Source organism: Streptomyces sp. NBC_01190 (assembly GCF_045039895.1).
GTDB lineage: Bacteria > Actinomycetota > Actinomycetes > Streptomycetales > Streptomycetaceae > Actinacidiphila.
The window spans coordinates 2,469,011-2,492,194 of sequence record NZ_CP108580.1; the positions used below are offsets into that span (position 1 = coordinate 2,469,011).

Here is a 23,184-nt window from a genome sequence, read left to right on the forward strand (position 1 = left end):
GGCCGCCCGGCGCGTGGAGTCCCTTCCGTGTCACGGCGGTGCCACCGGCTGCACAATTCCCGCCGGCCCCACGAATAGCGGGGACGCCGTCGCGGTGAATGGCGAACCCCCCGGTGATTTCACCGGGGGGTTCGACGGGGCCATCGGTCAGCCGGCCGCCGCGTCCACCGCGCGGGCCCTGAGCGCGCGCTCGACGCCCGCGCGGGACTCCACGACCAGGCGCCGCAGCGCGGGCGCCGGCCCGGCGGACGCCAGCCAGGCGTCGGTCGCGTCGAGCGTCTCCTGGGAGACCTGGAGCGCGGGGTAGAGGCCGATCACGATCTGCTGGGCCATCTCGTGGCTGCGGGTCTCCCACACGCCCTTCACGGCGGCGAAGTACCGCTCAATGTACGGCGCGAGGAGTTCTCGCTGGTCGGTCTGGACGAAGCCGCCGATGACCGCTTCCTGGACCGCGTTGGGCAGCTTGTCGTCCTCGACCACGGACGTCCACACCTCGGCCTTGACGTCGGCGCTCGGCCGGGCCGCCCTCGCCTCCGCCGCGTGCTGCTCGCCGGCCGAGGTGGGATCGCGGACCAGCTCGGCGTCGATGGCCTCGGCGCCGGCCCGGCCGGTCGCCGCCAGCCGGTTCAGCAGCGTCCAGCGCAGATCGGTGTCCACGGCCAGCCCGTCGTACGACCGCGAACCGTCGAGCAGGCCCTGGAGAAGCTCCAGTTCCTCCTGGGTGCGGGCGGTGACGGCGAAGGCGCGGGCCCAGGCGAGCTGGTGGTCACTGCCGGGGGCGGCGCTCTCCAGGTGGTGGAGGGTGGCCTCGGTCCAGCGGGCCAGCCCGGTCTCACGCCACGCCGGGTCGGCGTACAGGTCGAGGGCCAGCTTCGCCTGGCGGTGCAGCGACTGCACCACACCGATGTCGGTCTCCTTGCCGATGCCGTGCAGCACCAGCTCCAGGTAGTCCCGCGCGGCCAGTTCGCCGTCCCGGGTCATGTCCCAGGCCGCCGCCCAGGCGAGGGCGCGCGGCAGCGACTCGGTGAAGTCGCCGAGGTGGTCGCGGACGGTGGCCAGGGACTGCTGGTCGAGCCGGATCTTGGCGTACGACAGGTCGTCGTCGTTGAGCAGCACGACGTCGGGGCGGCGGGCGCCGACCAGCTCCGGGACCTCGGTCAGTTCACCCTCGATGTCCAGCTCGATCCGCCGCTCCCGGACCAGCTTGCCGTCGCGAAGGTCATAGCCGCCGATCGCGATCCGGTGCGGCCTGAGCACCGGCTCGCCCTTGGCGCCGACCGGCAGCGCGGGGGCCTCCTGGCGCACCGCGAAGGCGGTGACGACGCCCTGCTCGTCCACGGTCAGCTCGGGCCGCAGCACATTGATGCCGGCGGTCTCCAGCCACGCCGTCGACCAGGTCTTCAGGTCGCGCCCGGAGGTCTCCTCCAGCGCGCCCAGCAGGTCGGACAGCCGGGTGTTGCCCCAGGCGTGCCGCTTGAAGTAGGCCTGCACACCGGTGAAGAACTCGTCCATCCCGACATAGGCGACGAGCTGCTTGAGGACCGAGGCGCCCTTGGCGTACGTGATGCCGTCGAAGTTGACCAGCACGTCGTCCAGGTCGTTGATCTCCGCCATGATCGGGTGGGTGGAGGGCAGTTGGTCCTGCCGGTAGGCCCAGGTCTTCATGGAGTTGGCGAAGGTGGTCCAGGCGTGCGGCCACTGGGAGCCGGGGGCGTGCGCCTGGCAGGCGATGGAGGTGTAGGTGGCGAACGACTCGTTCAGCCACAGGTCGTTCCACCACTCCATGGTGACCAGGTCGCCGAACCACATGTGGGCCAGCTCGTGCAGGATGGTCTCGGCGCGCACCTCGTAGGCCGCGTCGGTCACCTTGGAGCGGAAGACGTACTGGTCGCGGATGGTGACCGCGCCGGCGTTCTCCATCGCGCCGGCGTTGAACTCCGGGACGAAGAGCTGGTCGTACTTGGCGAACGGGTACGCGTAGTCGAACTTCTCCTCGAACCAGTCGAAGCCCTGGCGGGTGACGGCGAAGATGGCCTCGGCGTCGAGGTGTTCGGCGAGCGAGGGCCGGCAGTAGACACCCAGCGGGACGCTGCGGCCGCCGCCCTCCCAGGAGCTGTGCACGGCGGCGTAAGGCCCGGCGATCAGCGCGGTGATGTACGTGGAGATGCGCGGGGTCGGCTCGAAGGTCCACACGCCGTCCGCCGAGGGCTCGGGCGTGGGCGAGTTGGAGATGACCGTCCAGCCGCCGGGGGCCTTGACCGTGAAGGCGAAGGTCGCCTTGAGGTCGGGCTGCTCGAAGCTGGCGAAGACGCGGCGGGCGTCCGGCACCTCGAACTGCGTGTAGAGGTACGCCTGCTTGTCCACCGGGTCGACGAACCGGTGCAGTCCCTCGCCGCTGTTGGTGTACGCGCACTCGGCGACGACCCGCAGCTCGTTGCCCCCGGCCTTCAGGGCGGGGAGCGTGATCCGGGAGTCGGCGAAGACCTTGGCGGGGTCCAGAGCGTCGCCGTTGAGCACCACCTCGTGGACGGCGGGGGCCACCAGGTCGATGAAGGTCGACGCGCCCTCCTCGGCCGCGTCGAACCGCACGGTCGTCACCGACCTGAAGGTGCCTCCCTCCTGGGCACCGCTCAGATCCAGCTCGATCGCGTACGCGTTGACGCCGAGCAGGCGCGCACGCTCCTGCGCCTCCTCGCGCGTGAGGTTCGTACCAGGCACAGCGGCCCACTCCTTCTCGTCAGGTGAGACGGCCATCCTCGCACGGCGCCCGCACCCGCGATCGGAACCCCTGTGGACAACCCGACGGGCTGTGCTCATCGCGTTCATGACGGCTCTTGACGTTCTCGACGGCTCTTGACGCTCCGGACTTCGGCCGATGGGGTGAACCGGGTCACCGCGGCCAGTGTTACCGAAGGTAAGGGCAGCCGGTGCGGAGGCACGGGGCATCACGGGGTGGCCCCTGGCCGTATCGGCCCAGGTGAGCGCGCCCCGTGGACCCGGTGCCGGCCGGAAGCCGACACACGAAGGCCCGGATCTCAGGCCGATATGCCGTCGATCCGGGCCAGGGCGTCGTCCGCGCCGAAAGGTTGCAGGTATGGCAGCCAGCGCGGGTCCCGATGTCCGGTCCCGATGATCCGCCAGGCGAGCCCGGACGGTGGGGCCGGCTGATGGCGCAGTCGCCAGCCCAGCTCGGCGACGTGCCGGTCGGCCTTCACATGGTTGCAGCGTCTGCACGCCGCCACCACGTTGTCCCAGGCGTGCTGCCCGCCGCGGCTGCGCGGAATGACGTGGTCGACGCTGGTGGCGGCGGATCCGCAGTACGCGCACTTGCCCCCGTCGCGGGCGAAGAGGGCCCGCCGGGTGAGCGGCACGGTGCCCCGGAAAGGCACCCGGACGAATTTGGTCAGTTTGACGACACTGGGCGCCGGCAGCGCCTGTGTCTCGCTGTGCAGAAAGGCGCCGGATTCCTCGAGGCACACGGCCTTGTTGTTCAGCACGAGGACGAGCGCGCGGCGGAGCGGTACGACGCCGAGCGGCTCGTACGACGCGTTCAGGACCAGCACATGCGGCACGGATGCCTCCTTTAACGCCGGCGGCGCGTGGCTCGCGCCGGGACGATCTGACTTCAGTCTCTCCGGAAGGCGGGGCGGTGCGCCACCATGCCCGGGTAACGGACCCGAGGTGTTTTGGACCACACTCCCCCGGGACTCCCCCGGCTTTCGCCCTTGTCCCCTCCCGTAATCCCGTGCGCATCCCCGTACAGCCCTGTACATCCCCAGTCCGCGGGGCTTCCGCCCCTCGGACAAGGCAACAAGACGGCATCGGTCGCCCATTAGATTGGAACCCTCGTACCCCCACGGAGGTTCCCGCACGTGCCCATCGCGACGACCTGGGGCGCCGCGCCCCCGCACGCCATGACCGACCTGGCCCTTCCCCACTCGGCCGATCAGGCGGGGAGCTGGGTGGACGACAACTGGGCCGATTGGCTCACCGCGGGTCTGCGGATCGTGCTGATCGTGGTGATCGCGATCGTCCTGCGGCGGCTGGTGGTGAAGACCATCACCAAGCTCATCGAGCGGATGAACCAGGGCGCGGAGGCCGCGGCCGCCACCACGCTGGGCGGGCTGCTGGTCAACGCGGAGCGGCGGCGGCAGCGCAGCGCGGCGATCGGCTCGGTGCTCAAGAGCATGGCGTCGTTCGTGATCCTGGGCACGGCCGCGCTGACGGTGCTCTCGGTACTCAAGATCAATCTGGCGCCGCTGCTGGCCAGCGCCGGCGTGGCGGGCGTGGCGATCGGTTTCGGCGCGCGCAACCTGGTGACGGACTTCCTGTCCGGTGTCTTCATGATCCTGGAGGACCAGTACGGCGTCGGCGATGTGATCGACGCGGGGGTCGCCTCCGGCACCGTGGTCGAGGTGGGCCTGCGGGTGACGAAGCTGCGCGGCGACAACGGCGAGATCTGGTACGTGCGCAACGGCGAGGTGCAGCGGATCGGCAACCTCAGCCAGGGCTGGGCGACGGCCATGGTCGATGTCCAGGTGGGCGCGGGCGAGGACCTGGAACGGGCCCGTGCGGTGATCGTGACGACCGCCGAGGAGCTGGGCAAGGAGGACCCGTGGGACGAGAGGCTCTGGGAGCCGGTGCGGGTGCTGGGCCTGGAGTCGGTCGGCGCGGAGTCCGTGGTGATCCAGACGCAGGCCAAGACGATGCCGGGCGAGGCGGCGGCGGTGGCGCGGGAGCTGCGCTGGCGGATCAAGAAGGCGTTCGACGACGCCGGCATCGCGATCACCAGCGGCGCCCCGGCGGCGGCCGCGCAGGAACCGGGGGCCACGGCGGCCGAGCGGGAGCCGGTCCAGGTCTCCGACACGCCCGCCTCGGCGCCGCCGGCCGCCGCGGGGGCGCCGAAAGCCGCGGAACCATCGGAACCATCGGAACTGGCGAACCCTGCGAACCCGGCGGACCCGGCGGACCCGGCGAACCCGGCGGATCCGGCGCGCCCGGCCGCGCAGCGGTCGGCCCGATCGCGTCACCGCCAGGTGCCCCCGCCGGCCGCCGGGGAGCGCTGACCGCCGGCCCTTTCCGTCCCTGAGCCTTTCGCGGCGCCGCGGCCCCTGTCACGCTGGTACGGCGTGCCGGGGGCCGCTTGGTAACGACTTGGCCGACGGCCCGCCAACCCCCCTTGACGCCCTGCTGACGGCGGGCCTACCTTTCGTTGCCAATAGGAAACTTTCCTAACAGTGAACGTGAGGGAGGATGGCGCGCATGGCCGGCACCCCGGGAACACCACGCGTACTGCGCGCCATGAACGACCGCGCCGCTCTCGACCTCCTGCTGGAACACGGCACGCTCTCCCGGACCAGGATCGGCAAACTCACCGGCCTGTCCAAGCCGACCGCGTCCCAGTTGCTGGCCCGGCTGGAGACGGCCGGACTCGTGCTCGCCACCGGCACCACCGCCGGCCGCCCCGGCCCCAACGCCCAGCTCTACTCGGTCAATCCGGCCGCCGCCCACGTGGCCGCGCTGGACGTCAACCCGGAGCAGATCAGGGCCGCGGTCGCCGACATCACCGGCCGTACCATCGGCACCTTCCTGCTGCCCACCCCGCGTCGGCGGGGCGGCAGCGCGGTCGAGCAGGTGGTGGGGGCGCTGGACGGCGCGGTCAAGGCCGCCGGGATCGACCGTTCCGCGCTGCACCGGGTGGTGATCGGCACCCCGGGCGCCTTCGACCCGAGCACCGGGCGGCTGCGCTACGCCAGCCATCTGCCCGGCTGGCACTCCACCGCGCTGCTGGACGAGCTGGCCGCCGCGCTGCCGATGCCGCTGGAGTACGACAACGACGTCAATCTCGCCGCGGTCGCCGAACAGCGGATCGGCGCCGCGCGCGGCCACGACGACTTCGTCCTGCTCTGGAACGAGGAGGGCATCGGCGCCGCCATCGTGATAGGCGGCCGGCTGCACCGCGGCTGGACCGGCGGTGCGGGCGAGGTCGGCTTTCTGCCGGTGCCGGGCACCCCGCTGGTCCGCAACGTCACCAAGGCCAACAACGGCGGCTTCCAGGAGCTGGCCGGCTGCAACGCGGTGCTGCGGACCGCCCGCGAGCTCGGCCTCGAACTTCCGGCGGGCACCCAGCCGGAGGCCGCCGCCGTGCTGCTCGCCGGCGCGGCCGCCCGCCACGAGGAGGCCGGCGAGGACGGACTCGCCGCCGACGACCCCTGGCGCGAGCTGCTGGCCCGCTGCGCCACCGGCACCGCGGTGGGCCTCGCCTCCCTGGTCGCGGTGCTCGACCCCGAACTGATCGTCCTGTCCGGTGACGTGACCGTCGCCGGCGGGGAACCCCTACGCGCGTCAATCCAGGCCGAACTCGCCGAACTCGCCGTACCACGGCCCCGGTTGGTGCTCGGCACGGTACAGACCCATCCCGTGCTGAGCGGGGCCCTGGAGAGCGCGCTCGCCACCACCCGCGACGAGGTGTTCGACACCTCCCGCTGAACATCCCCCGCCCGCCCCTTTCCCCTTCCTTTTCGCTTTCCCGCCCCCGCCCCCCGCCCCCCGCTCACCGTCGGAGCGGCGTCCCGCCGCCGCTCCGACGGCACCGCACACCCTCGTTGGCCCCTCCCGGAGGTAAAGAGCAGTGTCCCGACTGACGAAAGCAGCCGCCGCCCTGGCGGCGACCGCCGCGATATCCCTGCTCGCGAGCGCGTGTACCGGCCAGAGTTCGAGCACCGCGAGCGACGACGCGACCAAGGACGTCACCATCAACTTCTGGCACGGCTGGTCCGCGCCCAACGAGTTGAAGGCGATCAACGACAACATCGCCCGGTTCGAGAAGGCCTACCCCAACATCCACGTCAAGGTGCAGGCCAACATCACCGACGACAAGATCAACCAGGCGCTGCGCACCGGCGGTGACAAGGCCCCGGACGTGGTCTCCTCCTTCACCACCGACAACGTCGGCCAGTTCTGCTCCTCGGGCGCCATGGCCGATCTCACCCCGTTCCTCAAGAAGGACGGCATCGACCCGGCGGCCACCTTCCCCAAGCCGATGCTGGAGTACACCCAGTTCCAGGGGAAGCGCTGCACGCTGCCGCTGCTCGGCGACGCGTACGGGCTGTACTACAACAAGAAGGAGTTCGCGGCGGCCGGGATCTCCGCCCCGCCGAAGACGCTCAGCGAGTTCAAGGCGGACGCCCTCAAGCTGACCAAGTCCAAGGGCGACTCCTACAGCCAGCTCGGCTTCATGCCGGACTTCCACGGTTACGAGAGCACGCCGGGACACTTCGCCGCCCAGTGGGGTGTGCAGTACTTCGACGCCAACGGCAAGTCGCAGGTGGCCACCGACCCCGGCTTCGCCTCGATGTTCGACTGGCAGCAGGGCATGGTGAAGTCGCTCGGCGGCTTCGCCAAGCTGGAGAAGTACCGCAACACCTTCGGTGACGAGTTCGGCGCCAAGAACCCGCTGCACACCGGCCAGGTGGCGATGGGCATCGACGGCGAGTGGCGGCTCGGCATGGCCAAGGACGCCGGGGTGACCGACCTCGGTGTGGCGCCGTTCCCGGTCCCCGACGACCAGGCGAGCACCTACGGCAAGGGCTATCTGTCCGGCACCATCATCGGCGTCTCCAACCAGTCGGCGAAGAAGAACGCCGCCTGGGAGCTGGTCAAGTTCATGACCACGGACACCGACGCGGTGGTCTCCTTCGCCAACGCGATCCACAACGTGCCCTCCACGCTGGCCGCGCTGAAGTCCCCGAAGCTGGACCAGGACCCGGGCTTCAAGACCTTCATCGACATCGCGCAGAACCCGGACAGCACCACCACCCCGCCGAGCGTCAACGGCGGTGCCTACCAGGTCACGCTCCAGGACTTCGCCTACGCCTACGAGTCGGGCAAGTCCAAGAACCTCAAGGCCGGTCTCCAGGGTGTCGACAAGCAGGTCGACAAGGACATCGCGCAGGCCAAGTGATGAGCGCCGCCGCCGTACACCCCCTGCTGAAGGTGAAGCGCCGCAAGGCGGCGCTCCGCACCCTGGCCTTCCTGTCGCCGTGGATCATCGGGTTCTGCGTCTTCTTCGTCTATCCGCTGCTCTCCACCGTCTACTTCTCCTTCATGCACTACGACGGCATCAACGCGCCGACGTGGACCGGCGGGAAGAACTGGACGTACGTCTTCACGGAGTACCCGCTCTTCTGGCCGGCGCTGCGCAACACGCTGTGGCTGGTCGTCGTGATGGTGACGCTGCGGGTGATCTTCGGGCTCGGTATCGGGCTGCTGATCACCAAGATCAGGACCGGCGCCGGCCTGTTCCGTACCGCCTTCTACCTGCCGTACCTGGCACCGCCGGTCGCCGCCACCATGGCGTTCGTCTTCCTGCTCAACCCCGGCACCGGTCCGGTGAACCACATCCTGGGCAACCTCGGCATCCCGACGCCCGGCTGGTTCACCGACCCCGCCTGGTCGAAGCCGGCGCTGACGCTGCTCGCGGTGTGGGGCATCGGCGACCTGATGGTGATCTTCATGGCCGCGCTGCTCGACGTGCCCAAGGAGCAGTACGAGGCGGCCGAGCTGGACGGCGCCGGGTCCTGGCACCGGTTCCGCTTCGTGACGCTGCCGAACATCTCGCCGATCGTGATGTTCGCGGTGGTCACCGGGGTCATCCAGACCATGCAGTACTACACACAGCCGCTGGTCGCCGGGAAGGTCGCCTCCGGGATCATCGGCAACTCGGGCCAGCAGTTCGAGCCCGGCTACCCCGACAAGTCGACCCTGACCCTGCCCCAGCTCGTCTACGAACGCGGCTTCCAGCGCTTCGACTACGGCTCCGCGTGTGTGATCGCGCTGGTGCTGTTCGTCCTGGCGATGGCGTTCACCGCGTTGTTGATGCGCCGGCGCAATGGCTTCCTGTCGGCCGAGGACTGACGCCCGAACTCCCGAAGTGGCCGGCCGAGGCACGAGGCCGTCCGCAAAGGGAGAGAGCAGGAAGGGCGACCAAGAGAGGTGAGGACTGATCGAAATGACCCAAGCCACGCTCAGCACACCGGTATCCGAATCCCGTACCGGACTCGACATCCGCGCCCGGCGGACCGCCCAGCGCAAGCGGACCCTGCACTGGATCGCCGTGCACGCGCTCGGCATCGCGGCCGCGGCCTTCTTCATCCTGCCGTTCGTCTTCGTCTTCCTCACCGCGGTGATGAGCGACAACCAGGCGCTCACCCGCGACCTGTGGCCGCACACCTGGGAGTGGTCCAACTTCCGCACCGTCTGGGACACCCCCGGCTTCCTCACCTGGTGGCGCAACACGCTGGTCTACGCGGTGGCCGGCACGGTGCTGACCGTCGTGTCGTCGCTGCCGGTGGCGTACGCGCTCGCCAAGTTCCGCTTCCGCGGCCGTAATCTGATCATGGTGCTGGTGATCTCGACGATGATGCTGCCGCCCCAGGTGGTCATCATCCCGATGTACCTGTTCTGGACCAAGCAGCTCGGCATGGACGGCAGCCTGTGGCCGCTGATCATCCCGATGGCCTTCGGCGACGCCTTCACCATCTTCCTGCTGCGGCAGTTCCTGCTGACCATCCCCAAGGAGTACACCGAGGCTGCCAAGGTCGACGGCTGCGGCGAACTGCGCACCCTGCTCACCGTCATCGTGCCGATGATCCGTCCCGCCATCGCCGCTGTCGCCCTCTTCCAGTTCTTCTACTGCTGGAACGACTACTTCGGCCCGCAGATCTACGCCAGCTCCAACCCCGGGGCCTGGACCCTCAGTTATGGATTGGAGTCCTTCAAGGGCGCCCACCACACCAACTGGAATCTGACCATGGCGGCCACCGTTCTCGTGATGGCCCCGGTGATCGTGGTCTTCTTCTTCGCACAAAAGGCCTTCATCGAAGGCGTGACCCTGACTGGAGTCAAGGGATGAAACTGGCAGTCGTGGGCGGCGGGTCCACCTACACACCTGAACTCATCGACGGATTCGCGCGGTTGCGCGACACCCTGCCGGTCGAGGAGCTGGTGCTGGTCGATCCGGCCGCCGACCGCCTGGAACTGGTCGGGGGCCTGGCGCGGCGGATCTTCGCCAAGCAGGGGCATCCCGGCAGGATCGTCACCACCTCCGACCTGGAGGCGGGAGTGGCCGGCGCGGACGCCGTGCTGCTCCAGCTCCGGGTCGGCGGCCAGGCGGCCCGCGACCAGGACGAGACATGGCCGCTGGAGTGCGGCTGCGTCGGCCAGGAGACCACCGGGGCCGGCGGTCTCGCCAAGGCGCTGCGGACCGTGCCGGTGGTGCTCGACATCGCCGAACGGGTACGCAGGACCGCCCCAGACGCCTGGATCATCGACTTCACCAACCCGGTCGGCATCGTCACCCGGGCGCTGCTCCAGGCCGGGCACAAGGCCGTCGGGCTGTGCAACGTCGCGATCGGCTTCCAGCGGAAGTTCGCCGCGCTGCTCGACGTGACGCCCGGCCAGGTCCACTTGGACCATGTCGGCCTCAACCACCTCACCTGGGAGCGGGGGGTGCGGCTCGGCGGTCCCGACGGCGAGAACGTGCTGCCGAAGCTGCTCGCCGAGCACACCGACGAGATCGCCGCGGATCTGCACCTGCCGCGCGAGGTGCTCGACCGCCTCGGTGTGGTCCCGTCCTACTACCTGCGGTACTTCTACGCGCACGACGAGGTGGTGCGCGAGCTGCGGACCACTCCGTCGCGCGCCTCCCAGGTGGCCGCGATGGAGAAGCGGCTGCTGGAGATGTACGGCGATCCCGCGCTCGACGAGAAGCCGGAGCTACTCGCCAAGCGGGGCGGCGCCTTCTACTCGGAGGCGGCGGTCGCGCTGGCCTCGTCGCTGCTGCGCGGCACCGGCGACGTACAGGTCGTCAACACCTACAACAACGGCACGCTGCCCTTCCTCGCCGACGACGCGGTGATCGAGGTGCCGGCCGTGGTCGACGCCGACGGTGCCCGGCCGCTGCCGGTCGCACCGCTGGAGCCGCTCTTCGCGGGCCTGGTCGCCAACGTCACGGCGTACGAGGACCTGGCGCTGGAGGCGGCGCTGCGCGGCGGACGGGACCGGGTGTTCACCGCGCTGCTCTCGCACCCGCTGATCGGCCAGTACGAGTACGCGGAGGCGCTGACGGACCGTCTGATCGCCCACAACCGGGAGCACTTGGCGTGGGCCTGAGCCGGGAGCCGCTCGTCCCCGGTGGCGTCCTCGCCATCGACGCGGGCAACAGCAAGACCGACGTGGCGCTGGTCGCCGCCGACGGCACGGTGCTCGGCGCCGCCCGTGGCGGTGGCTTCCAGCCGCCGATCGTCGGGGTCGAGGCCGCCGTGTCGGTCCTCGCCCGCATCGTGGAGCGGGCGGCGGCCGACGCGGGTTTTCCGACGGGCGGAGGGACGCCGCCCGTACCGCTGGCCGAACACACCTCGGCCTGTCTGGCCAACGCCGATCTGCCGGTTGAAGAAGCCCAGTTGGCGGCCGCGGTGCACGGCCTGGGCTGGGCGCGCAGCACCGAGGTGCGCAACGACACCTTCGCGATCCTGCGGGCCGGTGTGGACGAGCCGCGCGGTGTCGCGGTGGTCTGCGGGGCGGGCATCAACTGCGTGGGCATGCTGCCGGACGGCCGCACCGCCCGCTTCCCGGCGATCGGCAAGATATCCGGGGACTGGGGCGGTGGCTCCGGCCTGGCGGAGGAGGCCCTCTTCCACGCCGCCCGCGCCGAGGACGGCCGGGGCGGACCCACCGCGCTCGCCACCACGCTGCCCGCGCACTTCGGCCTGGACTCGATGTACGCGCTCATCGAGGCGCTGCATCTGGAAACGATCGAGCCGGCCCGGCGGTACGAGCTGACGCCGGTGCTCTTCGCGACCTCGGACGCGGGCGATCCGGTGGCCCGCTCGCTGCTGGACCGGCAGGCCGCGGAGATCGTGGCACTGGCCTCGGTGGCGCTCGGCCGGCTCAACCTGCTGGACGAGGAGGCCGATGTGGTCCTCGGCGGCGGCATCATGGCGGCGCGCCATCCGTATCTGATGGACGCCATCACCGACCGCCTCGCCGCCCGCGCCCCCAAGGCACGGGCCCATGTGGTCACCGCTCCGCCGGTGCTGGGCGCCGCCCTGCTGGGACTTGACCATGTCTCAGCTCCCCGGGAGGCCCAGGCGACGCTGCGCGAACACTACGCATGAGGCCGCAAGACCGTATGCCTGCATGCCTACGTGACTGCATGCCCGCCTGCCCCGGCTGACCGGCTGACCGGGGCCGGCCGGCCGCGCCACGCGGCCACCACCGCACCCGGCCGTCGCGCCCCCGGCCACGCCTCCTCCCCCCGGCGGAGCGCGGGGCGCGGCGGGGCGCGGTGCCGCGGGCCGGCCGGGGCGCCCGGTGCCGGGAACCGATCCACCGGCCGGGCGCGTGTGACCTGGTGGGGGCCGGGGAGATCCCCCGCAGGCGCTGGAACCGCGCGGGCCGAGGCCGCCATACTGCTGGGTGACCCCGCGTGAGGCGGGTCCGCTGGGGGAGGTCATGTGACGTACACGCCGACGCAGGGCACGCGACCGGGCGCGCCCGGGCCGCGGGCCGTCGGGGTCCGGCGCCGGGCGTGGGCGGAGAACGCCCACCGGATCCGGACCGCCACGACCACGGAACCGGGCAGGCTGCGGCTGATCGGCGCCGCGCTCTCCGTCCTCGTCGTCGCCTTCGGCGCCGTCACCGCCTGGCAGATCACCGACCGGGCCACCGCCGCCGACCATGTGGTGCACCACAGCGCCCCGTTGAGCGCGGACGCGGCCGAGATATACCGCTCGCTGGCCGACGCGGACGCGACCATCACCGGCGGGTTCCTCGTCGGCGGGGCGCAGCCGAGGGACGTGACCGACCGCTACCAGCAGGACATCGCCACCGCCGCCCGGCTGATCACCCAGGCCGCGGCGAGCAGCGAGGGATCCGGCGAGGCGGCGGCCCAGATAGCGTCGCTCAACCGCCAACTGGCCGACTACACCGACAAGGTGGCGACGGCGCGGGCCGACAACCGGCTCGGCTACCCACTGGGCGGCGCGTATCTGCGCTACTCCGACACCGAGATGCAAAGCGGCATGCTCCCCGCCGCCAACCGGCTCTACCTGATCGAGACCGAGCGGCTGAACCGGGACTACGCCGACGCCAAGGCGCTGCCCTGGGCGGCCTGGGTGCTGGGGGCGCTCGCCCTGGTCGCCCTGGTGTGGGCGCAGCGCCGCCACTACCGGCGCACCCACCGGGTGTTCAACCAGGGCATGCTGGCGGCCAGCGGGGCGTGCGCGGTGGTGCTGCTGTGGGTGGTGGCCGGACACACCCTGGCCCGCGGCCAGTTGTCCGACTCCTATACGCACGGCGCCAAGTCGATGCAGGTGCTCAACACCGCGCGGATCGGGGTCCTCCAGGCGCGCGGCGACGAGAACCTGACGCTGGTCGCCCGGGGTTCCGGCGGCCAGTACGAGGCGAACTTCGAGGACGAGATGCGGAAGCTGGCCGGCCAGGATCCCCAGGGCGTGGGCGGCCAGCTGGCCCAGGCACTGGCGCTCGCCGACAACGAGGCAGGACGCGCGCCGGTGAACGCGGCCATCGACAGCATGCGGATCTGGCGCGCCCGGCACACCGCGGCCCGGGCCAGCGACAACGGCGGCGACTACACCACGGCCGTCGCCGAGGTGATCGGCGGCGAGAACAGCAGCCACCAGGTGGTCACCGACACCACCGAAGTGTGCTTCGACAAGGTGGACACGAGCCTCGGGCAGGCGATCGCGCGCGAGCAGACGGAGTTCCGCCAGGCGGCTGACAACGGGCGCGGCTCGCTGTCGCTGCTGCCGGCCGGCGCGGCGCTGCTCGCGGTGCTGGCGGCCGCGGGCGCGGCGCTGGGCATCGCCCGCAGGCTGTCGGAGTACCGGTGAGCGGCATCATGAGGACGGGCCGGCAGGGCGGGCGGAGCGGACGGGGCGATGGCGGCGACGACGGCGATGGCGGCGGAGGCGGGCGTACGGTGAGGGCCAGTTGGCGCGGCTGGGGCGGTGTGGCGGCGATGGCGGCGGCCTGCGCCCTCGCTCTGACCTCGGCGGTGGCGCCGCTGCACGACAGCGGCTTCGGCGGCCGGTTGACCTCGGCGGCGCGGGACACCCCGGTCCCCGCCCGTTACGCGTCCACCCACGACGCGCCGAAGACCTGCGCGCATCCCGAGGCGAGCCTCGACCCGGCGCTCGGCAGCACCGACGGGGCGGCCGTGCGGGCGATCGCCAAGCGCGGCCGGCTGCGGGTCGGGGTGGACCAGAACAGCTATCTGTGGGGCTTCCTCGACCCGAACACCCACCAGCTCGCCGGGTTCGACATCGACATCGTCAAGGCGATCGCCAAGGACATCCTCGGTCCTGACGCCAAGGTGCAGTATCTGACCGTCCCCACCGACCAGCGCATCTACGCGATCCAGCACGACCAGGTCGACATGGTGGTGCGCACCATGAGCGTCACCTGCGAACGCCTCTCCCAAGTCGCCTTCTCAACCGCCTACTTCACCGCCGGACAGCAGCTCCTCGTGCCCGAGGGCTCGCCGGTGAAGGGTTACGACGCCACCCTCCGGAACAAGACGGTCTGCGCGGCGCGGGGTTCGACCGGGCTGGCGAAGCTCACCGACACCGGCAACGGGACCCGCGCCTCCGACGCCCGGCGTTTCGGCGCCCGGGTGCTGATCGTCGACAACCAGTTGGACTGCCTGGTGCGGGTCCAACTCGGCCAGGCCGACGCGGTGTTCACCGACAACGCGCTCGCCGCCGGACAAGCCGCCCAGGATCCTTTGATGCACCTGGTGGGTGAACCGGTCACTCAGGAGCCGTACGGTGTGGCCATGAAGCTCGGAGCGCCCGATCTGGTACGCAGGGTCAACCGAATACTGGCCGGGTACGAATCGGGCGGTACCGGCAGTGCCTGGCAGAAGTCGTACACCACCTGGCTCGCCCAGGACCTGCCGGGCATCACCGGGCCGCCGGCCCCCGTGTACCGGCCGGAGCCGTAGCCGGACGGGGGCGGGAACAGGGGCCTCCGGCTCGGGACGGCTCGAAGTGGCTCGGGGTGGCCCGGGGCGGGACGGGCGGATCGGGGCGGGGACCAACCAGTACCGGGCGGCCGGCGGGCGCGGCGGCGGAAGCACAGGAAGAGGGTGTGATGGCGGTCGCGGGAGCATCCGGTCCGGTCATGGGCCGGGAGGACGTCGACCGTGCCCTGGCACGGCTCGGCGCCGAGCACGAAGCCATCGAGTCCTCGCTGCTGGCCCTCCAGGACCACTCGGGGCGCCGGCTGCTCGAAGGCGCCGAACTCACCGGCGTCACCAAGGAGCGCTGGGCCGAGACCGACGCCGCGGTCTCCGCGCTGTGGACGCACTTCGAGGCGTACACCGACGCGCTGAACACCGCGCGCGAGCTGCGGGCCCGGCGGCGCTGGCCCACCCAGACGGAACTGGCCCGGCTCACCGAGCTGTTGCACGGCGAGGGGATCACCGTCACCGGAGCGGCCGTCCCCGACCACGCCCGGTCGCTCACCGGCCCGGCCCGGCTCAGCGAGCGGTTCAGCCTGGAGCAGCTCCTGGCGCGGATGAACGGCTGGTACGACCGGGCGATGGAGACGGTGGCCGCCGCCGACTCCGTGTGGTCGGCGCTGCCCGCCCGGATAGATCTGCTCGCCGCCGAGACCCAGCGGGTGCGGTCGCTGGCCGACTCGGTGGGCGTGCGCCCCGGCGCTCACCCGGCAGGGGACGAACTGGACGCGCTGGTCGAGGAGCTGGCCGAGCTGCGGGCCCGTACGGTGTCCGATCCGCTGGCCTTCTGGCGCGGGGAGTCGGCGCCGGGCCGGCCCGACACCTCGCGCTACGACCAGGCCGGCCGGCGGCTCGAGGAGATCCGCCGCGAGGTGGAGGCCGTGCTGCACGTACGGGACGACGCCGAGCACCGGCTGAAACGGCTGCGCGATGTGCTGTCCCGTGCGGACCGCACGCTGACCGAGGCGCGCGGCGCCCGGGTCGAGGTGCTGTCGAAGATCCTCGCCTCCGATGTGCCGGCGGTCAGCGGTCCGGCCGCGGCGCTGCACGAACAGCTCGACACCGCCGAGGAGTTCGCCAGGACCACCCAGTGGCACCGGCTGTCGCCGCTGCTGGACAGCCTGGAGGAGCGCGCGGACGAGGAACTGCTGCGCGCCCGCGACTCGTTGACGGCGGTGACCGCCCCGCTGGCGATCCGCGCCGAGCTGCGCGGGCGGCTCGACGCCTACCGGGCGAAGGTCGCCCGGCTCGGCATGGCGGAGGACCCGCTGCTGATCGAGCGGTACGACCAGGCACGCCGGCTGCTGTGGAGCGCGCCCTGCGACCTGGCCGCCGCGGAGCGCACCGTGCGGCGCTACCAGGAGGCGGTGGCGGAGATCGGCGTCCCGCGCACCCCGACCGACCGGTGGGGACCGGGCCGGGGCGGGGGATCACGATGAACGGCCCGGGGGGCGGCCGGTGCCACCGGGGGAACGCACCACACCGGGTCGGGGAAAGGCTGAGGGGGAGACCGTGAGCAAGTGCCAACGGCCCGGCTGCGCCGGGACCTTGGAAGACATGGGCGGCGGCGAGGTGTACTGCGACACCTGCGGTCTCGCGCCGGTGCCGGCCGCGGCCGGCGTACGGTCCGGGCGGCCGGCCGCGGGCGCGGTCGCCGGCGCCCCAGGCCAGGCGGTGCCGCCCGCGGGCGGGGCCGGCGGCTCCGGGCGCCCGGGCGCCGGCCAGTCCGGCCCGTCCGCCCGGTCCGGGCCGTCCGCGCCCTCCGCCCGTTCCGCGCCCTCAGCCCACTCCGCCCGTTCCGCCCGCTCCTCGCAGGCGTCCAAGCGCTCGGTGTCCGGGCGGCTCTCGCAGTCGCTGACCGGCGCCGCGTCGGGCCGCTCGGTGTCGGTCCGCAGCAGCCGCGGCACCGGCAGCGGCCCGACCCGCGGCAAGCTGGGGGCCGGCCTGGTGTCCGTGCCGACCGTGCCGCGGCCCGACCCGGCCGCCGCGGTGCTGGAGAACCCCGAGGTCCCCGAGCGCAAGCGGTACTGCAGCAAGGGCGACTGCGGGGCGCCCGTCGGCCGCAGCCGCGGTGACCGCCCCGGCCGTACCGAGGGCTTCTGCTCCACCTGCGGCCACCCGTACTCCTTCACGCCCAAGCTGCGGCCGGGCGACGTGGTGCACGGCCAGTACGACGTGGTGGGCTGCCTGGCGCACGGCGGCCTGGGCTGGATCTACCTGGCGGTGGACCGCGCCGTCTCCGACCGCTGGGTGGTGCTCAAGGGCCTGCTCGACACCGGCGACGAGGACGCGCTGGCCGCCGCGGTGTCGGAGCGGCGCTTCCTCGCCGAGATCGAGCACCCCAACATCGTCCGCATCTACAACTTCGTCGAGCATCTCGACCAGCGCACCGGCACCCTCGACGGCTACATCGTGATGGCGTACGTCGGCGGCAAATCGCTCAAGGAGATCGCCAACGAGCGCCGCGGCGCGGACGGCAGGCGCGAGCCGCTGCCGGTCGCGCAGGCCATCGCCTTCGCCATCGAGGCGCTGGACGCGCTCGGCCATCTGCACAGCCGCAACCTGCTCTACTGCGACTTCAAGGTGGACAACGCGATCCAGACCGGCGACCGGCTGGAGCTCATCGACATGGGCGCGGTCCGGCGGATGGACGACACCGAGTCCGCGATCTACGGCACGGTCGGCTACCAGGCGCCCGAAGTCGCCGAGGTGGGCCCGTCGATCGCCTCCGACCTCTACACGGTCGCCCGCACCCTCGCCGTGCTGGCCTTCGACTTCCAGGGCTACACCAACGTCTTCTCGAGCAGCCTGCCCGACCCGGCCGGCATCGAGGTGTTCTCCCGCTACGAGTCCTTCTACCGGCTGCTGGTCCGGGCCACCGATCCCGACCCCGGCAAGCGGTTCGGCTCCGCCGAGGAGATGGCCGACCAGTTGCTCGGCGTGCTGCGGGAGGTCGTCGCGCTGGAGTCCGGCCGGCCACGGCCCGCCCTGTCCACCCTCTTCGGGCCGGAACTGCGGGTGGTCGACACCGAGTTGGTACGACCGGTGACCGGTGACGCGTCGGCGCTCGGCGCCGACCGGGCGCTGGAGAAGGCGGCCCGCGGACGGGGCAAGGCGGGTCCGGCCGCCCCCGGCACCCCGGTGCCCGCCCCGGCGGGCGCGCCGGCTCCCCCCGGCCCGGGGGCTTTCGGGCCGCCGCCGGTGATCACCGCCCGCACCGGCGCCAACGGCGACTCCGCCGCCTCGGGTGCCTGGGGCCCGGCCCGGCCCGTCGTCTCCCGGCTCGACCAGGCGGCCGCCGTACTCGCCCTGCCCGTACCGCATGTGGACCCGAGCGACCCCAACGCCGGCTTCCTCGCCGGTCTTTCGGCCGCCGCGCCGGCCGAACTGGTGGCCGCGCTCCGGTCGGCGCCGGAGGACTCGGTGGAGAAGCGGCTGCGCGATGTGCGGGCCCGGCTGGAGCTGAACGACACCGAAGGTGCCCGGCAGGTCCTCCAGTCGCTCGCCGACGACCATCTCGACGACTGGCGGGTGGTGTGGCACCGCGGTCTGACCGCCCTGTCCACCGGCGACTTCGAGACGGCCGCGCTCAGCTTCGACGCGGTCTACGACGCCTTCCCGGGTGAGCCCGCGCCGAAGCTGGCGCTGGGCATCTGCGCCGAGGTGCTCGGCCAGCTCGACAACGCCGCCGAGTACTACCGGCTGGTGTGGACCACCGACCACAGCTATGTGAGCGCCGCCTTCGGTCTGGCCCGGGTGCTGCTGCGCTCGGGGGACCGGACCGGCGCGGTGGACGCGCTGGAGTCGGTGCCCGAGTCGTCCATCCACTACACGGCCGCCCGGGTGGCGGCGATCAGGGCCCGGCTGCGGGACCGCTCCCCGAGCGAACCGCTGCTGCCCGATCTGGTCGCCGCCGCCCGCCAGGTGGAGGACCTGCAACGGCAGGGCCTCGACTCCGACCGCCGCGAACAGCTCGCCACCGAGGTGCTGGGCAGCGCGCTCGACTGGGTGCTGGCCGGCCGGGCCGGGGAGCCGGCCGCCGGCGAGGCGCCCGCGGGAGCGCCCACCGGGGTGCTCGGCGCCCGACTCACCGAGCGGGACCTGCGGTTCGGCCTCGAGCGCTCGTACCGGGTGCTCGCCAGACTCGCCCAGCAGGGCAGCGCAAGGATCGAACTGGTGGAGCGCGCCAACCGCTTCCGCCCCCGGACGTGGGTGTAGCCGATGCCACCACTGCCAGAATCGGCGGCCTCGGCCGCCGCCGTTCCGCCGATCGTTCCCCGCCAGGGTGGCCCCGGACGGGCCGACCCGGGCAGGGCCGCCTGCCCCAACTGCGGCGAGCCGCGGGCGGAGGGCGACCGCTTCTGCGAGGAGTGCGGCGTCGACCTTGCCGTGCCCGGACCGGCACCCGTACCGGACCCGGTGCCCGTGCCCGGACCGGCGCCGGCCGCCGCGGGTCAGGACGACGAGGTGGCCACCGGGTCCTTCACGCTCGCGCCGCCCGCCCCCGACGGAGGCGACACCCTGGTCCTCGGCGCGGCCGGGCAGGCGGACCCCCGGCAGGAGGCCGCCGGGGCGGGCGACGGCGCCGCGACGTGCGTCGCCTGCGGGGTCGGCGGGGTGGACGGGGACGGCTACTGCGAGCACTGCGGACACGCCCAGCCCCGCCGGCGCGACCACCAGGAACTCGAACTGGAGGGCGTGGCGGCCGTCAGCGACCGCGGCCTGCGGCACCACCGCAACGAGGACGCCTTCGCCCTGGCCACCGCCTCGCTGCCGGACGGCACCCCCGCGGTGACCGCGGTGGTCTGCGACGGCGTGTCCAGCGCGTACCGCCCGGACGACGCCTCAGCCGCCGCGGCCACGCGGGGTAGTGAGTCGCTGCTCGCCGCCCTGGAGCGCGGTACGGGCCCCGAGGAGGCGATGCGCGGCGCGCTGCTGGCCGCCTTCGACGCGGTCAGCGCGCTGGCCGAGGAAGAGGAGGCCCCGGGCGGCCCGCCGCACCACAACGCCCCGGCCTGCACCTGCGTCAGCGCGGTGGTCACCGGAGCGGTGTTCACCGTCGGCTGGATCGGCGACAGCCGCGCCTACTGGATCCCCGACGACCGCGCCCTGCCGCCGTCGCGGCTCACCGAGGACGACTCGTGGGCGGCCAGGATGGTGCTCGCCGGGCTGCTGACGGAGGCGGAGGCGTACGCCGACGAGCGGGCGCACGCGATCACCGGCTGGCTCGGCGCCGACGCGGTGGAGGTCGACCCGCATGTGGCCGCCTTCCGGCCGCAGGGCCCGGGGGTGATCGTGGTCTGCACCGACGGGCTGTGGAACTACGCGGAGTCGGCGGCCGAGCTGGCCGCGGCCACCCCCGCCGACGCCCGCACCCGGCCGCTGCACAGCGCCCGCACCCTGCTGGGTGTGGCGCTGGACGGCGGCGGCCACGACAACGTAACGGTCGCGGTGCTGCCGTTCCCGGCGACCGTGTCACGGGCAGGATTCCCACCCGCCTAGCCCGCGGTCCGGGAGGCCGGGCCGCCGGGATACCGGACTGCCGGGTCGCCGGGCTGCCGGGACGGGCGGGGTGGGCTGGGGTGGTAGGAGCGGGCGGGGCAAGGGCTCAAAGGAGTGTTGGGGTAGCGATGGCCATTCTTTCCAAGTCGAACGTGCCGCAGTTCTCGGTCGACGTGTACCAGAACGAGTACCTGCACGAGGGCGGCCGTGACGTCAACGCCATCGTCACGGTCACCTCGACGGGCGGCGGCACCACCGGCGGCCTGCGCGGGGCCGGTGGTCCTGGCGGCAGGCCCGACGCGGGCGTGGTGATCATGGTGGACTGCTCAGGCTCGATGGAGTATCCGCCGACCAAGATGCGCAACGCCAGGGACGCCACCGCGGTCGCCATCGACACGCTCAGGGACGGCGTCTCCTTCGCGGTGGTGGCCGGCACCCACCAGGCGCGTGAGGTGTATCCCGGGGGCGGCGGCCTGGCGGTGGCCGATCCGGCCACCCGGGCGCAGGCCAAGCAGGCGCTGCGCAAGCTCACGGCCGGCGGCGGGACCGCGATCGGCACCTGGCTGACGCTCGCCGACCGGCTGCTGGGCGCCGGCCAGGTCTCGATCCGGCACGGCATCCTGCTCACCGACGGGCGCAACGAGCACGAGAAGCCCGAGGATCTGCGGGCCGCCCTCGACCGGTGCGCGGGCTCCTTCACCTGTGACGCCCGGGGCGTCGGCACCGACTGGGAGGTCAAGGAGCTGACCGGCATCGCCTCGGCGCTGCTCGGCTCGGTGGACATCGTGGCCGATCCGGCGGGCCTGGCCGCCGACTTCCAGGCGATGATGGAGAAGGCGATGGGCAAGGAGGTGGCCGACGTGGCGCTGCGGCTGTGGACCCCGCAGGGCTCGGAGATCACCTTCGTCAAGCAGGTCGCGCCGACCGTCGCGGACCTCACCGGACGCCGCGGCGAGGCCGGGCCGCGGGCCGGCGACTACCCCACCGGTTCCTGGGGCGACGAGTCCCGCGACTACCACGTGGCGGTCCGGGTGCCGGCCGCGGGCGTCGGCCAGGAGATGCTGGCGGCGCGGCTCTCGCTGGTGCTGCCGCAGCCCGACGGGTCGCCGCGGGTGCTCGCCCAGGGCCTGGTGCGGGCGGTGTGGACCGACGACATGGCCGCCTCCACCCGGATCAATCCGCAGGTCGCCCACTACACCGGACAGGCCGAACTGGCCCAGGTGATCCAGCAGGGCCTGGAGGCCCGCAAGTCCGGCGACATGGACGGCGCCACCGCCAAGCTGGGCCGCGCGGTGCAGCTGGCGAGCGCCTCGGGCAACGAGGACACCGCCAAGCTGCTGGCGAAGGTGGTGGACGTGGTGGACGCCGCGAGCGGTACCGTGCGGCTGAAGGCGAGGGTCGCCGACGCCGACGAGATGACCTTGGAGACACGGTCCACGAAGACCGTACGCGTCAAGAAATAACCGGGGGGAGCCGGCATCATGCCGATTTGTCCGAACGGCCACCAGTCGCCGACCGACGACTGGTGCGAGATCTGCGGTATGCGGATGGCGCCGCCGTCCGCGCCGCCCCAGGGGTCCCGCCCGGCGTCGTCCAGCGCGTCGTCCTCACCGGCCTCGACCCCGCCGGCCTCCCTCTCGCCGCCCGGCTTCGATCCGGCGGCCACCCGGGCGGCGGAGCTGTGCCCGCAGTGCGGGACGCCCCGGGAGGGCGCGGCGCTCTTCTGTGAGGAGTGCCGCTGGAACTTCCGTACCAGCGCCCCGACGATCACCCCCGGTTCGCCCATCACCCGGGCGGGGCCCGTCGTTTCGGGTCCCGTCGGCGCATCGGGCCCCGCCGGCCTGTCGGGCTCTTCCGGCACCTCCGGTGTCCCGGCCGCTTCGGGCGGCGCTTCGGGGCCGCCGATCACCCCGGTGCCGCCCACCTCGGCGGTCTTCCCGCCCTATCCGCGGTACGAGTCGCAGGCCTCACGCCCGTCGCGGATCAACCGGCCCGCCGAGCCGGTGCCCTCGGAGTCGGTGACGGTCACCTCCGGGTCCGGCGACTATCTGATCAGCCCGCCGTCGACGCCGGTGGCGGCGCCCGAGCCGGCGGCCACCGAAGCGGCGGGTCCGGCGGGTCCGGTGACTGAGCGGGATTCCGCCGCCGAGCATCGCAACACGCCCCCGGAGGCCGCGCGGAAGACCGCCTGGGTCGCGGTGATCACCGCCGACCGCGCCTACTTCACCGCGATGATGGGCCGCAGCGGCCCCGAGGCGGAGAGCCTGTACTTCCCCTCCTTCTCCCCCGCCGTCGAACTCCCGCTCACCGGGGACCAGATCACCATCGGCCGCCACCGGCACAGCACCGGCGAGGCCCCCGACATCGACATGGCGCGGGCGCCGGAGGACCCCGGGGTCTCGCACAAGCACGCGCTCCTGGTGCGGCAACCGGACGGCGCCTGGTCGGTGGTGGACCAGAACTCCACCAACGGCACCACGGTCAACCTCGGTGAGGACCCGATCCGCCCGTACACCCCGATCCCGCTCGGCGAGGGCGACCGGGTCCACGTGGGGGCGTGGACCACGATCACCCTCACCCGGGTCGGGGAGCGGCCCGGGACGAGCGGCGACGGCGGAAGTGCCCGATGAACGGCGGGA

Annotated in this window: 16 protein-coding genes; 14 read left to right on the plus strand and 2 right to left on the minus strand. The window is 72.5% G+C overall.

Going from position 1 to position 23,184, the window contains the following annotated elements; genetic code table 11:
* Positions 1–147: 147 nt before the first annotated feature.
* On the minus strand, positions 148–2,718 hold the full coding sequence (gene pepN, locus OG519_RS10345; protein ID WP_405581608.1) for an aminopeptidase N: 2,571 nt from the start codon (positions 2,716–2,718) through the stop codon (positions 148–150).
* Positions 2,719–3,035: 317 nt separating this feature from the next.
* Complete coding sequence (locus tag OG519_RS10350) at positions 3,036–3,572, minus strand: HNH endonuclease (RefSeq protein ID WP_405581611.1); 537 nt, start codon at positions 3,570–3,572, stop codon at positions 3,036–3,038.
* Between the two features lie 342 nt (positions 3,573–3,914).
* On the opposite strand from OG519_RS10350, the gene OG519_RS10355 reads away from it, so the two are divergent.
* From OG519_RS10355 to OG519_RS10420, 14 genes are all read left to right on the plus strand, one after another.
* Positions 3,915–5,066, plus strand: coding sequence for a mechanosensitive ion channel family protein (locus tag OG519_RS10355; RefSeq protein WP_405592612.1), 1,152 nt, complete (start codon positions 3,915–3,917; stop codon positions 5,064–5,066).
* Positions 5,067–5,253: 187 nt separating this feature from the next.
* Positions 5,254–6,489 carry an ROK family transcriptional regulator gene (locus tag OG519_RS10360; RefSeq protein ID WP_405581614.1) on the plus strand — a complete coding sequence of 412 codons (1,236 nt, stop codon included), beginning with the start codon at positions 5,254–5,256 and terminating at the stop codon, positions 6,487–6,489.
* A gap of 142 nt (positions 6,490–6,631) precedes the next feature.
* On the plus strand, positions 6,632–7,963 hold the full coding sequence (locus tag OG519_RS10365; RefSeq protein ID WP_405581617.1) for an ABC transporter substrate-binding protein: 1,332 nt from the start codon (positions 6,632–6,634) through the stop codon (positions 7,961–7,963).
* Positions 7,963–8,916 (plus strand): carbohydrate ABC transporter permease, encoded by a 954-nt coding sequence (locus tag OG519_RS10370; protein ID WP_405581619.1) that lies wholly within the window; start codon positions 7,963–7,965, stop codon positions 8,914–8,916. The genes OG519_RS10365 and OG519_RS10370 overlap by 1 nt, the downstream gene beginning before the upstream one ends.
* Before the next feature lie 94 nt (positions 8,917–9,010).
* A complete protein-coding gene (locus OG519_RS10375; RefSeq protein ID WP_405581622.1) occupies positions 9,011–9,913 on the plus strand; it encodes a carbohydrate ABC transporter permease in 903 nt (300 codons plus the stop codon).
* Positions 9,910–11,172, plus strand: coding sequence for a 6-phospho-beta-glucosidase (locus tag OG519_RS10380; RefSeq protein ID WP_405581625.1), 1,263 nt, complete (start codon positions 9,910–9,912; stop codon positions 11,170–11,172). Before OG519_RS10375 ends, OG519_RS10380 begins: the two co-directional genes overlap by 4 nt.
* The gene (locus OG519_RS10385; RefSeq protein WP_405581628.1) at positions 11,163–12,176 is read left to right on the plus strand and encodes an N-acetylglucosamine kinase; all 1,014 of its coding nucleotides are present in this window, start codon (positions 11,163–11,165) and stop codon (positions 12,174–12,176) included. The genes OG519_RS10380 and OG519_RS10385 overlap by 10 nt, the downstream gene beginning before the upstream one ends.
* A 339-nt stretch (positions 12,177–12,515) precedes the next feature.
* Positions 12,516–13,913, plus strand: a complete 1,398-nt coding sequence (locus tag OG519_RS10390; RefSeq protein WP_405581631.1) for a hypothetical protein — start codon at positions 12,516–12,518, stop codon at positions 13,911–13,913.
* 89 nt (positions 13,914–14,002) lie between these two features.
* A complete protein-coding gene (locus tag OG519_RS10395) occupies positions 14,003–15,025 on the plus strand; it encodes a glutamate ABC transporter substrate-binding protein (RefSeq protein WP_405581633.1) in 1,023 nt (340 codons plus the stop codon).
* Between the two features lie 149 nt (positions 15,026–15,174).
* A complete protein-coding gene (locus OG519_RS10400) occupies positions 15,175–16,482 on the plus strand; it encodes a hypothetical protein (protein WP_405581636.1) in 1,308 nt (435 codons plus the stop codon).
* A 118-nt stretch (positions 16,483–16,600) separates the two neighbouring features.
* Complete coding sequence (locus OG519_RS10405) at positions 16,601–19,261, plus strand: tetratricopeptide repeat protein (RefSeq protein ID WP_405592614.1); 2,661 nt, start codon at positions 16,601–16,603, stop codon at positions 19,259–19,261.
* 3 nt (positions 19,262–19,264) lie between these two features.
* A complete protein-coding gene (locus tag OG519_RS10410) occupies positions 19,265–20,545 on the plus strand; it encodes a protein phosphatase 2C domain-containing protein (protein WP_405581639.1) in 1,281 nt (426 codons plus the stop codon).
* 128 nt (positions 20,546–20,673) lie between these two features.
* Positions 20,674–22,008 (plus strand): vWA domain-containing protein, encoded by a 1,335-nt coding sequence (locus tag OG519_RS10415; protein WP_405581641.1) that lies wholly within the window; start codon positions 20,674–20,676, stop codon positions 22,006–22,008.
* 18 nt (positions 22,009–22,026) lie between these two features.
* Entirely contained in the window at positions 22,027–23,175 is a 1,149-nt protein-coding gene (locus OG519_RS10420) for an FHA domain-containing protein (RefSeq protein ID WP_405581643.1), read from the plus strand.
* Positions 23,176–23,184 lie beyond the last annotated feature (9 nt).

What these genes read in the sequence shown, in the direction of transcription:
- OG519_RS10360 (WP_405581614.1), top strand. Translation starts at nt 5,254, where the DNA reads ATGGCGCGCATGGCCGGCACCCCGGGAACACCACGCGTACTGCGCGCC.
- OG519_RS10380 (WP_405581625.1), top strand. Translation starts at nt 9,910, where the DNA reads ATGAAACTGGCAGTCGTGGGCGGCGGGTCCACCTACACACCTGAACTC.
- OG519_RS10370 (WP_405581619.1), top strand. Translation starts at nt 7,963, where the DNA reads ATGAGCGCCGCCGCCGTACACCCCCTGCTGAAGGTGAAGCGCCGCAAG.
- OG519_RS10420 (WP_405581643.1), top strand. Translation starts at nt 22,027, where the DNA reads ATGCCGATTTGTCCGAACGGCCACCAGTCGCCGACCGACGACTGGTGC.
- OG519_RS10415 (WP_405581641.1), top strand. Translation starts at nt 20,674, where the DNA reads ATGGCCATTCTTTCCAAGTCGAACGTGCCGCAGTTCTCGGTCGACGTG.
- OG519_RS10405 (WP_405592614.1), top strand. Translation starts at nt 16,601, where the DNA reads ATGGGCGGCGGCGAGGTGTACTGCGACACCTGCGGTCTCGCGCCGGTG.
- OG519_RS10400 (WP_405581636.1), top strand. Translation starts at nt 15,175, where the DNA reads ATGGCGGTCGCGGGAGCATCCGGTCCGGTCATGGGCCGGGAGGACGTC.
- OG519_RS10410 (WP_405581639.1), top strand. Translation starts at nt 19,265, where the DNA reads ATGCCACCACTGCCAGAATCGGCGGCCTCGGCCGCCGCCGTTCCGCCG.
- OG519_RS10355 (WP_405592612.1), top strand. Translation starts at nt 3,915, where the DNA reads ATGACCGACCTGGCCCTTCCCCACTCGGCCGATCAGGCGGGGAGCTGG.
- OG519_RS10375 (WP_405581622.1), top strand. Translation starts at nt 9,011, where the DNA reads ATGACCCAAGCCACGCTCAGCACACCGGTATCCGAATCCCGTACCGGA.